Raw genomic sequence first — 11,551 nt, 5'->3', positions numbered from 1 at the left:
CCCCCCCCCCCCCCCCCCCCCCCGGAAGAGTGGAGCCGGGTCCCGGTAGGGCCTGAAGCGCCCCGCTGGAACACCGCCCAGGCCAGCAAGACGGTACTCGTGGTCATCCGCACCCCCACGACGCTTGCCTGGCTGCTCGAACTGCTCCCCGATGTCCTCTCCGACTGGCGCGCACAACTCGTCTTCACCGTCAACGGCGAGCGGTCCGCCTATTCCCGGGGGCTGGACGAGATGCTGGATTCTGCGGGACTGCCCGTCATTCCCTGGCACCAGGCGCTCGCGCTGCGATTCGATCTCGCCATCGCCGCGAGCCACCTCGGAGGGGTCGAAGCACTGCAGGCGCCGCTTCTGCTGCTGCCTCACGGGCCAGGCCACTCGCGGATGACCTCGATGCCGAGGCGGGATTCGACAATCGCATCACGGGACTCTGAAGGCGCTGCAGCGCAGGACCGGACCGTCTACGCCCTGCCGCACGAAGTCTTCGTGCACTCACTGCCCGAAGGGGCAGAAGCGCGCATCACCGGGGATCCGGCGTTCGACATGATCCTCGCCAGTTCAGAGCGCCGCTCCGAGTACCGGCGGGCCCTCGGCGTCGGCGAGCAGCAGCGGCTGGTCCTCGTCAGTTCTACCTGGGGGCCGGCCTCACTGCTCGCGACCGACCCGGAGCTCTTCGAGGGGCTATTGCGATCGCTGCCGTACGACGAGTATGTCGTAGCGGCGGTCTTGCACCCCAACGTGTGGGTCGGCCACGGCGACTGGCAGGTGCGGCTCTGGCTCCGCCGCGCGCTGGACGCCGGCTTGAGGCTCATCCCCTACCAACAGGGATGGCGGCCGACTGCTATCGCGGCCGACGCCGTACTCGGAGACCACGGCTCCGTCACCTTCTACGCCGCGGCGGCGGGAAGGCCTGTCTGGCTGCGCGCCCACGGCGGCCACGAGATGATCGACACTCCGCCGCGCAGGCTCGGTGACGTGGCTCCACGATTCGCGCGCGCCGACGATGTGCGCACCCTGCTCGGAGAGCCGAATCCGCTGGTCGAGACCGGGGGCGGTGACGCGCTGCGCCGAGAGACCTTCGCCTTCGAAGGGCAGGCGACGGCCCGGCTCCGCGCCCTGATCTACGAGCTCCTGGGCATCGACGAACCGATCGCGCCGGCCACGAACTCGACCGCACCCTCCCCCGTTGTGGAGTGGCGCACTCCGTGGTCCCACTTCTTCAGCGTTGCCGACCTGGGCAGGGGCAACGTGCTCCTCGAGCGCACGCCAGCGAGCGCCGGTGCCCCGGACGTGGATGAGCCGCGACTTCTCTTCTCTTCGGAGAACGAACCGCGAACAGAGCTCCTGGAGAGCGCGGACCTCGTCATGGTTGATGGCGGAGGCAGCGCTGGCGTAGGCGCCAGGGGGCTCGACGCCGCCCTTGAGCGATTCCCAGGGGCCTCCGCGGTCTGCGCCCACGATCTCGACGCCCGCAGCTGGCGGATTCGAACTCGAGACGGGCGCGACATGATCGCCCATGAAGTTGGGCCGGCGACTGCACCCGCCGGGGTCATTGCCGTAGGCGCACTGCACGCCGGCGCCACCGAGCGGCTCCGGATCCTGCTCGGCAAGGCCGTCGTCACCGTCGAGCTGGGGCCCATCAGCCGGGAATGAGCCTGGCGCGCTCCTCCAGGGCGGCGGCGTGCTCCGCGTCTCGCAGCCGCAGCAGGTCGGCACCGCGGAGGAAGTGCTCCCGCGCCGCGATCGCGTCGCCACGGCGGACGTCGAGTTCGCCAAGGGCTTCGTTCGCCCGCGCCTCGTAGCGGACGTTCCCGGCGACCGCGGCCAATTCGACGCAGCGCTCGTACTCCAGTGCAGCGTCGCCGTCACGTCCCGAGCGCTCGAGTGCCCGAGCCAGGTGGAAGAGCACCCGTGCCAGGAGGACACCGTCTCCCAGATCCTTGACCGCCCCTGCCGACGATGCCAGCGCGGCGAGCGCCCGCGGCCAGTCCTCGAGGTCCGCGTGCGCCTTGCCGATGAGGTAGTCCTGGATGGCAATCCCCCGCCGGTTCTCCTGCTGGACGCACAGCTCGCGCGCGCGCTCGAACATCGCACGGGCGCGAGCGGGATCACCCGCATTCGAATGCAGGATTCCGGACGCCTCGCAGAGGGTGGCCTCCACGCGGACATCGCCGCCCTCCCCGAACGCCTGCCAGGCGCGCGCGATCGCTGTGCGGGCTCCGCTGACGTCCGACTGCTCGAGCAGCATCCGGGCGACCAGCCCCCAGAGGCGCGCGGAGGCATCCTCACGCCCATCATCAGCGGCGGCCTCCGCACCCTGGGAGAAGACGGTCGCTGCCTCGGCGCTCAGACCCTGTCCGCTGTAGAGCGGCCAGAGAGCCTCCGCAATCGACCAGACGCCGTTGTTCGCGCCGGCTGCTCGCGCCGCGTCGAGCGTACTGAGGATGCTCGATCGCTCGGCCTGGAACCGGGCGCGCGCGACGGAGGGCGCGACTGGGGCCTCCACCTCCGGGAGGGTCCCGGTCGCCAGCCGGAGCCTCTTCGGCGTGATCGACCGGTCCATCCACTCGCAGAGCGCCACGTAGTGCTCGACCACCCGCTCCACCACGCGCTGGCGACTCTCCGGGCCGTCGGCCTCATCCGCTCTGCGGCGAGCGTGGAGGCGGAGCAGATCGTGGTACCGGTACCGGCGCGGATGGCCGGGGATGCTCTCCAGCAGGTGGCGGTCTCGGAGTGACTCGAGGAGCTCGGCGACAGCATCAGGCGAATCGGCAATCGCAGCGCTGGCCGATTCGAGCGTGAAGCTGGAAGCCGGATGTTGTCCAAGGCGTCGGTAGGCGGCCGCCTCCCGCTCTGTCAATTGGTCGTAGGCGTCATCCCACACGGCCTCCAGAGATATGCCGTTGCGGTATCCGAGTCGCTGCAGGCGTGTTGACTCCGCCTCGAGCGACGCGACGAGTTCGCCGACCTTCCGCTCTGCGTCGGCCCGGAGCCGGGCAGCAACGATCGTGATCGCCAGCGGGAGACCGTCGCAGAAGGCGAGCAGGGCGGTGACGGCGGTCGGCTCGGCCCGCGCGCGGTCCGAGCCGACCAGCTCCTCGAACAGGTGCTCAGCCTTGTCGGGAGCCAGGCGCTGAATCTCCACCGCCTCCGCAACGCCGATGAGGAGGTCTTCCAAGCTTGCGCGGGTCGTCACGATAACCGCGCTTCCCGGTGAGTTGGGGATCAGCGGACGAACCTGCGCCGAGGTCTCGACATCGTCGAGGACGACGAGGAGCGCCCGGTGCGACTCGGCCGTAACGCTGCGGTAGAACGCGGTGCGCCGCTCGAGGCCCTCCGGTATCTCGGCGGTGCTGTAGCCGAGATCATGGAGCACCGCCCCGAGCACCTCCCCAGGGCTCACGCTCCCCGCGCGCCTCATCTCGCCGAAGTCCACCACGATCTGACCGCTGGCGAACCGGCCCTGGTGCTGCCGAGACCAGTGCTCCCCGATCGCTGTCTTGCCCGCACCGTGCCCGCCGTGCAGGATCGCGACTGTCGGGCGGTTCGCCTCCACCGCTCGGTCGAGCACCGCGTCGAGCGCGGTCAGCTCCCTCTTCCGGTTCACGAAGGCGTGCCCCCGGGTCTGCAGTTGCTGCGGTACGAGCCGCGGCCGGGTCGGAGGCTCGCCGTACAGCGCCAGGAGCCGCGCCTCGGGCAGCGAGTCGATCACGTTCTGCCACACCTGATCAGCACCCCAGACGACCGCCGTCAGAGGCCGCGCCGAATCGGCGCCATGAGCCCGTTGGATCTCGAGGACAGCGGCAGCGGCCTTCGGCCCCACGACGGCGTTCGTGACGAACCTCCACTCCGTGAAGCGGGGATAGGAGGCCAGGGCGCGCTCGAAGTCCGAGAGCAGCTTCTTCTCGAGCGCCGATTCGGCGCCCGAACCCCGACCGGTGCCGTAGCAGGCATAGAGGATCCGGCCTGCCTCAGCGAGTCCGTCGCTTCCGCCGTCTCCCAGGCGGCCAACCGGCGCGGGGTTGAGGAAGTCCGGGTGGAAGTGCTGAAGAACTTCCGTGATGTAGTCCTCGAAGTCGCGTCCGGTCGCACGGAAGCGGTCGCGGTGCATCACGCGCCGCCACTGCGTGAGCGGTGCCTGTCCGTCCATCTGACCCTCCGCCAGAAACCGTAGTCGGTCGCGGTCGCGGACGCCGCGCGAAACAGGATGCCGGTCGACACGAGAGCCGTGGCGCGAAAATGACAAAAACCCCCGGATGGACCGGGGGTTTTCGCTATTGTGACCCCAGCGGGATTCGAACCCGCGTTACCGCCGTGAGAGGGCGGCGTACTAGGCCTCTATACGATGGGGCCGTCACGACAACTTTACGAGTATGCCATACCGGGCGAGGCCTCGCCAAACACGGAAGAAGGAACAGAGTGCGGCGCGCCATCATCGCCCTCGCGACAGTCGTCGCGACGACCCTCGCGCTCTCGGGCTGCGACGTGCTCGCCCCCACGAGAGACGCCGACGGGAAGATCGTCAAGGCGCTGCAGATGCCCTCCACCGAGGCGTGGGTCGGCGACTGCTTCACCTTCGTGGACGGCAGCAACCTCGCGCTCGCGACAGTGGTGCCGTGCTCCGCGCCGCACACGCACGTGGTGGTCGGGAAGGGCACGCTGACCCAGAAGCGCATCGACTACTTCGAGACGCTCCAGCTGGCGGTCATCTCCGCCTGCCGCGACCGCATCAACCTCTACTCGGCGGACCGCGACGACGACCCCCAGCCCGAGTACATCGTCTCGAACGAGACGAGCCCGGAGGGCGTCGAGACCATGCACTACTCCTGTCTGGTGACGAACTCAGCGTCCTAGCTGCTGGTCGAGGATGCGCATCGCCTTGGGCACCACCTCGATGTCGAGGGGCAGCAGCCCGATGCGCTCGCCATCGGCGTAGGCCACGACGCCCTCCGACTCGATCCGGATCTTCTTCGCGCGGTGGATCGCCACCCGCGGGTCGGACACGTGCTCTCCCTTGAACACGCGCGGGAAGATCCTCAAGAACGAGATGCGCGATAGCGCCTGAACCACCAGGACGTCGAGCAGCCCGTCGTCGACGAGGGCGTCGGGCGTGACCTTCATGCCGCCGCCGAGCGAGACGTTGTTGCCGACGCTGATGAGGGCGCCCGCCGTCACGATCTCCCGGCCGTCGAGCACGAGGCGGTACGGGATCGGCTTGAGCTTCGCCAGCTCGAGCGCCAGCGCGAGCAGGTAGCGGCTCGGCCCCTTCGGGTGCTCCATGTTGTTGGCGCGCTCGTTCACGATCGCGTCGAACCCGGCGGAGAGCACGCACGCGAACCAGCGGACGGCGGGTGCGCCGTCCTCGACGTACTCGACGCGGCCGGCGTCGACGGCGCGCGACGGGCGGTCGAGGGATGCCACGAGCGTCTCGATGGCGTGCTCGGTGTTCTCGTGCGGGATGCCGAGGCCCCGGGCCATGTCGTTGCCCGTGCCCGAGGGGACGATCCCCAGCGGTACCTTCGTGCCGACGACGAGGTTCGTGCCGAGGTTGACCATGCCGTCGCCGCCCACCACGATGAGCGCGTCGGGCTTGCCCGCCACGGCCTTGCGACCCGCGGCCATGAGCTGCTCGAAGTCGGGCTCCTGCAGGCTCGTCACGTCGTGGCCGAGAGCGCGGAGGGTCTGCACGACGGCTGGGCCCACGTCACGCCCCTTGCCGAACGATGCTGTCGGGTTGATCGCCACTACCAGGCGCTTCGGCTTCGTCGTCGTCACGGGCTAAGTATGCCGGTCCTGCGGGTTGAGTAGCGCGCTCTGGCGCGCGTATCGAAACCGAGGTTAGGGCCCCAGCGGGTTGAGTAGCGCGCTCTGGCGCGCGTATCGAAACCGAGGTTAGGGCCCCAGCGGGTTGAGTAGCGCGCCCTGGCGCGCGTATCGAAACCGACGTTCGGGGTCGTGAGGTTTCGATACGGCCCTAGAGGGCCTACTCAACCTGCCTGGTCGTGAGGTTTCGATACGGCCCCGGGGGGCCCACTCAACCTGCCTGGTCGTGAGGTTTCGATACGGCCCCGGGGGCCCACTCAACCTGCCGGCTAGCGCAGCTTCAGCAGCCTCAGGAGCTGCGCGTTCGCGGCGACGATGATCGTCGAGGCCGACATGAACACGGCGGCGAGGGCCGGCGGGAGCAGGATGCCCGCACCGAACAGCACGCCTGCCGCGAGCGGGATGCCCACCGCGTTGTAGCCGGTCGCCCAGAACAGGTTCTGGAGCTCCTTGCGCCACGTCGCGCGGCTCAGCGTGAGCGTCTCGGCGACGCCGCGGGGGTCGCTCGACGCGAGCACGATGCCTGCCGATTCGATAGCGACATCCGTGCCCGCCCCGATCGCGATGCCCACGTCGGCAGTCGCGAGAGCTGGGGCGTCGTTGACGCCGTCGCCCACCATCGCGACCGTGGAGCCGTCGGCCTGCAGCTTCGCCACCACCTCGGACTTCTGCCCGGGCAGCACCTCCGCGAACACCTCGTCGATACCGAGCTTTCCCGCGACCCAGGCCCCTACCTCGTGGGCGTCGCCGGTGAGCATGGCCACCCGCACCCCGCGCTTCTTGAGCAGGGCGACCGCCTCGGCGGACTCGGGGCGAATGGTGTCGGCAAGAGCGATCATGCCGAGGATGCTCGAGCCCTCGATCAGGTACACGACTGTCGCTCCCCCGGCCGAGACCTCGCGCGTCTCGTTGACGAGCTCGGCGGGCAGTTCGAGGCCCCGCTCCGTCACAACGCGGCGGCTGGCCACGGTGAGCTCGCGGTCGCCGACCGTAGCGGTCACGCCCCGGCCCGCGAGGGACGAGAAGCCCTTCGACCGCGGGACTTTAAGCTTGCGCTCCTTCGCGGCGTCCACGATGGCGCGCGCGATCGCGTGCTCCGACTTCGACTCGACCGCGGCGGCGAGCGCGAGAACCTCGTCGTCGACCTCGCCGATGACGCCCTGGCGGCCGGTGGTGAGGGTTCCGGTCTTGTCGAAGAGGACGACGCTGATGCCGCGAGCCTCCTCAAGGGCGAGGCGGTTCTTCACGAGGATTCCGTTGCGTGCTCCCAGTGCCGTGGAGATCTGCGACACGAGCGGGATGGCGAGGCCGAGAGCGTGCGGGCACGCGATCACGAGCACGCTCACTACCCGCTCCAGCACGAAGGCCGGGTCGTCGGGCCGGAGGAGCAGCCACGCGACGAGCGTGATGATCGCCGCCCCGAGCGCGACGTAGAAGAGGAGGGCGGCCGCGCGGTCGGCGAGCAGCTGGGCGCTCGACTTGCTGCCCTGCGCGTCGGCGACGAGCTTCATGATGCCGGCGAGCGCCGTCTCTCCCCCGGTCTTCGTGACACGGATCGTGAGGGCCCCTGAGCCGTTCACACTGCCGGCGATGACCGCGGAGCCGGGCTTCTTGTCGACCGCCGCCGACTCGCCGGTGAGGAGAGACTCGTTCACGTCGGACTCCCCGTCCACGACCTCGCCGTCGACGGGGACGGATGCACCGGGGCGCACGAGCACGTGGTCGCCGACGACCAGCTGCGCCACCGGAACGGGCATGACATGGTCGCCGTGGACGAGGTCCGCCTCATCCGGAAGCAGCTTCGCCAGCTCGCCGAGCGCGTCCTGCGCGCCCATGACGGCGGACATCTCGATCCAGTGCCCGAGCAGCATGATGGTGATGAGGGTGGCGAGCTCCCACCAGAAGTCCATGCCCGGGAGGCCCAGCGTCACGGCCGTGCTGTAGCCGAGGGCGACGACGATCGCGAGGGAGATGAGCGTCATCATCCCGGGCTGCTTCGCGCGGAGCTCGGCGACGGCGCCCTTGAGGAACACGAGTCCGCCATACAGGAAGATCGCCACGCCGAACGCTGCGGGGATGTACTGGCTGCCGGGGAAGCGCGGGCCGGAGAGGCCCAGGATGTCCTGCAGGCCCATCGAGAACACGAGAGTGGGGACGGTGAGGATGAGGCTCAGCCAGAACTTGCGGCGGAAGATCGCGGGGTCGTGGGCGGAGTGGTCGCCGTGGGCAGAGTGGTCGCCGTGGCCGGCGTGGTCGTGAGCGCTGTGGTCGTGAGCGCTGTGATCCTGGTGGTCGTGGTGGGCCTCGACAGGCTCGACCGGCGAGTGGTGGTGCTGTGAGTGGTCCATGGTCAGTTCCCCCTGTTGTTCTCGAGCTCGTACACCTTGAGCAACTCGTCGACCGCGACATCCTGCTCCCCGTTCGCGAACATGTCGGCGACGTGGGTGCGCAGGTGGTTCTCCACGAGCAGTTTGTTCAGGCTCCGCAGCGACTTCTGGATGGCGAGGGACTGCGTGATGATGTCCATGCAGTAGTCCTCGCTCTCGATCATCTTCTCGAGCCCGCGCATCTGGCCCTCGAGGATCTTGGTGCGGTGCAGTGCGCGCTTCTTGATGTCCGCGATCATGCATCCACTATACCCCCCGGGGGTATACGGGAGGAATACGCTACGAAGATGAAGCTGACGAAGTACGAGCACTCCTGCCTGGTCATCACGAAGGGCGACGCGACGCTCGTGATCGACCCCGGATCGTTCACCACGCCGCTCAGCGACCTCAACGGCGTGGTGGCGATCGTCATCACCCACGAGCACGCCGACCACTGGACCGCCGAGCAGCTCAACCGGATTCTCGACCGCAACCCGAGCGCGCGCATCCTCGCGCCCGCAGGTGTGGCGGCAGCCGCACCGGACTTCACCATCGAGACCGTCAAGGGCGGCGACACGGTCGAGGCCGAGCCGTTCGAGCTGCGGTTCTTCGGCGAGAAGCACGCCGTGATCCACTCGTCGATCCCCGTGGTCGACAACGTCGGCGTGCTCGTCGACGGCTCGCTCTACTACGCGGGCGACTCCTACACGGTGCCCGAGGGCGTCGAGGTCGAGACGCTCGCGGTGCCGATCGGAGCGCCCTGGCTCAAGATCGGCGACGCCATGGACTACGTGCTCGAGGTCAAGCCGCGACGCTCGTTCCCCGTGCACGAGGCCGTGCTCTCGCAGATCGGCAAGACCATGACGCAGGCGCGCATCGAGGCCGCCACTGCGCAGGGCGGCGGCGAGTTCTTCCTGCTCGAGCCCGGGGAGTCGTTCGACCTGTAGGTTTCGATACGGCCGCGGGCGGCCTACTCAACCCGGCTGCTCAACCGGCCTAGATCCCGCCGCCGCCCCCGCCGCCGCCTCCGCCGCCGGAGCTTCCGCCGCCGCTCGATCCGCCTCCGCTCGAGGAGCCGCCCGAGCTCGAGTACGACGTCGTCGACGAGACGCTCGATGTGAAGCTCGCGATGCCGCTGGCGAACGCGCCTGCTTGGAAGGCAGAGAAGCTGTCGCCGCTGTACCAGTCCGGCGGCGTCGAGCCGTAGTACTGCTCTAGCGTCTCGCCCCACTCGCGCTCGAGGCCGAAGATGAGCGCGTACGGCAGCAGCTTCTCGTAGATCTTCACGACATCGCCCCCACCGCCCTTGCCGGAGATGCGCTCGGCGCCCGTCACCGACTGGAGCATCTGCAGGCGATCGGCCTCCGCGAGCCGGATGTAGAGCCGCATCCCCTCCAGGTAGTCGTGCACTCGCGCGCCCGCCTCGGTGAGCGGCTTGCGGCCCGCAACCTGAACGATGAGGAAGATCGTCAGCCACGGCACGAGGTTCGCCCCGAGCACGCCGAACACGATTCCCGCCCCATTGTCGTCTTCGCCGAAGGTGCCGAAGAGGAAGATCAGGAAGGCGACGACGGCGAGGACGACCATCACGACGGCGGGCCAGCGCGGCGCGTTTCGTCGCAGCCCGAGGGCGATCTCCTCGGCCTCGATGCTCTTGGACAGCGACTGCACCTGGCTGCCGAGCAGCACGTCGCGCTGGCTGAACCAGCGCTCGGAGCGGCTGGGCGCACTGAAGAAGCCCGTCGAGAAGAGCACGTACATGGCGCGGGCGGAATCCTGCTCGAGGCCCGAGTCGTCGACCTCCTGCACGCCGTACTGCTTCCCCCGGCCGGTGGGGCTGTCCCGCTCCAGGATCCTCACCTTGCCGCGCACCGCGAGGTCGATGATCGTCGCCGACATCCCCTTCTTGGGCTTGCCCCAGATGTTGGCCGCGAGCCACGGGCTCACGCCCGGCTGCGGCTCGTACTGCGCGACAACCGTCGCCCCCCGGTGGTCGCGCAGCACGGTGAGGCGCGCGACCACCGCCAGCGCGACGGACGAGAGGAGGGCGAGGATGGCCAGCAGCGGTGCGAGCGGGATGTAGTCGAGCGGGTTGAAGGGCGCCGCCGCGAACGTCCTCGGCTCGAAGCCGACGGCCACGGTCAGGTTCTGCCGCGCGCTGGCGTCGGTCGCGCTCGCCGAGACGCCGTCGGGCGTCGTCGCGATCTCGCATGTCTGAGTCGCGCCCTCGTACCCGAAGTAGCAGGCGTTCTGGCCCGTGAGAGCGTCCTGCAGCGCGGGCTCGACGTGCACCCGGGCCGTGATGGAGCCGAACGGCTGGTCCCAGCCGGTGCCGTTCGTGTCCCAGTAGAACTCGTCGTCGTTCGTGTCCTTGAAGTACTGCGTGACGTTCGCCTGCGTGTAGGTGATGACGTACGTCTGGGAGCCGTGCACGTACTGGCCCTCCGGCACGGCGATCGTGATCGTGGTGAAATCGCCGTCCGTGCCCATCGCGAAGTCGCGCGGTCTGCCGCCCGCGTCGGTCACCGACTTCACGTCGATCTGGGTGCCGTGCCCGTCGTACTTCGTCGGGATCGCGCGGATGATGCCGCGGTTCTGGTCGTAGTCCGGGAACACGGCGACGAGCGTCTCGACGGTCAGGAGCGTCGACCGCCCGGCGCCGTCGCGCCCGAGCGTGTAGTCGGCGCTGAAGGAGTCGAAGGTGAAGTCGTCGACCCCGGCGGGAGCGTCCACCGCCGCCACGGGAGGGGGGTCATCCGCCACCGCTGCTGACACCGGCACCGCGAGCATGGCGGCAAGGAGAATCGCGCCGGCGAGAATCCTGGGGGCGAGCACGAGCCAACAGTAGGGCTCGCGGGGGTCAGAGCGCGAGCCTCATGAAGGCCAGATCGAGCCAGGAGTCGAACTTCGTGCCGACCTCGCGGAGGACCACGGGCGGCTCGAACCCCAGCGACTCGTGCAGAGCGATCGAGGCGGTGTTGCCCGCCTCGATGCCCGCGACCATGACGTGGATGCCGGCGGCCCGCGCGAGGGCGATCAGCTCGACCATGAGCGCCCGGGCGATCCCCCGCCGCTGGTAGGCGTCCGCGACGTACACGGAGTTCTCGACGGTGAACCGATAGCCGATCCTCTCGCGCCACCGGCTGTAGGCGGCATAGCCCGCAACCGCCCCGTCCACCTCGGCGACGATGACCGGATGCCCGTCCGCGACGTGCGCGGCGAGCCAGCGCTCGCGGTCCGCCCTGTCCACCTCGAGCTCGGTCCAGATCGCGAGCGACGTGCGGATCGAGGCGTTGTGGATCTCGAGGATGGCGTCGAGATCGGCGTCGACGGCGGGGCGGAGGAGGGCGGGCATCCGGGTCACT

9 protein-coding genes and 1 tRNA gene are annotated in these 11,551 nt (G+C 69.2%); 3 read left to right on the top strand and 7 right to left on the bottom strand.

Features of this window, described 5'->3' with window-relative positions:
- Window positions 1-99: 99 nt before the first annotated feature.
- Window positions 100-1,650: a hypothetical protein gene (locus AC1RTC_RS00310; RefSeq protein ID WP_493153454.1), complete on the top strand. Its 1,551-nt coding sequence runs from the start codon at window positions 100-102 to the stop codon at window positions 1,648-1,650.
- On the opposite strand, the gene AC1RTC_RS00305 is transcribed toward AC1RTC_RS00310, so the two are convergent.
- Both AC1RTC_RS00305 and AC1RTC_RS00300 read right to left on the bottom strand, forming a co-directional pair.
- Window positions 1,637-4,147: an NB-ARC domain-containing protein gene (locus AC1RTC_RS00305; RefSeq protein ID WP_493153453.1), complete on the bottom strand. Its 2,511-nt coding sequence runs from the start codon at window positions 4,145-4,147 to the stop codon at window positions 1,637-1,639. The genes AC1RTC_RS00310 and AC1RTC_RS00305 overlap by 14 nt on opposite strands.
- Before the next feature lie 130 nt (window positions 4,148-4,277).
- Window positions 4,278-4,350 (bottom strand) — tRNA-Glu (locus AC1RTC_RS00300).
- Window positions 4,351-4,416: 66 nt separating this feature from the next.
- Between AC1RTC_RS00300 and AC1RTC_RS00295 the strand changes: the two genes are divergently transcribed.
- A complete protein-coding gene (locus tag AC1RTC_RS00295; RefSeq protein WP_493153452.1) occupies window positions 4,417-4,851 on the top strand; it encodes a hypothetical protein in 435 nt (144 codons plus the stop codon).
- On the opposite strand, the gene AC1RTC_RS00290 is transcribed toward AC1RTC_RS00295, so the two are convergent.
- The 3 genes from AC1RTC_RS00290 to AC1RTC_RS00280 all read right to left on the bottom strand — a co-directional run bounded on the left by AC1RTC_RS00290 (window position 4,840) and on the right by AC1RTC_RS00280 (window position 8,446).
- The gene (locus tag AC1RTC_RS00290; RefSeq protein ID WP_493153451.1) at window positions 4,840-5,772 is read right to left on the bottom strand and encodes a diacylglycerol/lipid kinase family protein; all 933 of its coding nucleotides are present in this window, start codon (window positions 5,770-5,772) and stop codon (window positions 4,840-4,842) included. The two genes, AC1RTC_RS00295 and AC1RTC_RS00290, sit on opposite strands and share 12 nt — an antisense overlap.
- Window positions 5,773-6,089: 317 nt before the next feature.
- On the bottom strand, window positions 6,090-8,168 hold the full coding sequence (locus tag AC1RTC_RS00285) for a copper-translocating P-type ATPase (RefSeq protein ID WP_493153450.1): 2,079 nt from the start codon (window positions 8,166-8,168) through the stop codon (window positions 6,090-6,092).
- A gap of 2 nt (window positions 8,169-8,170) precedes the next feature.
- Window positions 8,171-8,446: a metal-sensitive transcriptional regulator gene (locus AC1RTC_RS00280; protein ID WP_493153449.1), complete on the bottom strand. Its 276-nt coding sequence runs from the start codon at window positions 8,444-8,446 to the stop codon at window positions 8,171-8,173.
- Between the two features lie 48 nt (window positions 8,447-8,494).
- Here AC1RTC_RS00280 and AC1RTC_RS00275 point away from each other — a divergent pair, with 48 nt between their 5' ends.
- Window positions 8,495-9,133, top strand: coding sequence for an MBL fold metallo-hydrolase (locus tag AC1RTC_RS00275; RefSeq protein WP_493153448.1), 639 nt, complete (start codon window positions 8,495-8,497; stop codon window positions 9,131-9,133).
- A gap of 49 nt (window positions 9,134-9,182) precedes the next feature.
- Here the strand turns inward: AC1RTC_RS00275 and AC1RTC_RS00270 are convergent, their stop codons facing one another.
- Together AC1RTC_RS00270 and AC1RTC_RS00265 are read right to left on the bottom strand one after the other, a co-directional pair.
- A complete protein-coding gene (locus AC1RTC_RS00270) occupies window positions 9,183-11,021 on the bottom strand; it encodes a DUF2207 domain-containing protein (RefSeq protein ID WP_493153447.1) in 1,839 nt (612 codons plus the stop codon).
- Between the two features lie 25 nt (window positions 11,022-11,046).
- Window positions 11,047-11,541: a GNAT family N-acetyltransferase gene (locus AC1RTC_RS00265; protein WP_493153446.1), complete on the bottom strand. Its 495-nt coding sequence runs from the start codon at window positions 11,539-11,541 to the stop codon at window positions 11,047-11,049.
- Window positions 11,542-11,551: the final 10 nt, after the last annotated feature.

Source organism: Rhodoglobus sp. GW821-FHT12B09 (assembly GCF_058809925.1).
This window is presented reverse-complemented; position numbering and strand designations above follow the sequence as displayed.

What these genes read in the sequence shown, in the direction of transcription:
- AC1RTC_RS00305 (WP_493153453.1), bottom strand. Translation starts at nt 4,147, where the DNA reads ATGGACGGACAGGCACCGCTCACGCAGTGGCGGCGCGTGATGCACCGC.
- AC1RTC_RS00285 (WP_493153450.1), bottom strand. Translation starts at nt 8,168, where the DNA reads ATGGACCACTCACAGCACCACCACTCGCCGGTCGAGCCTGTCGAGGCC.
- AC1RTC_RS00280 (WP_493153449.1), bottom strand. Translation starts at nt 8,446, where the DNA reads ATGATCGCGGACATCAAGAAGCGCGCACTGCACCGCACCAAGATCCTC.
- AC1RTC_RS00275 (WP_493153448.1), top strand. Translation starts at nt 8,495, where the DNA reads ATGAAGCTGACGAAGTACGAGCACTCCTGCCTGGTCATCACGAAGGGC.
- AC1RTC_RS00265 (WP_493153446.1), bottom strand. Translation starts at nt 11,541, where the DNA reads ATGCCCGCCCTCCTCCGCCCCGCCGTCGACGCCGATCTCGACGCCATC.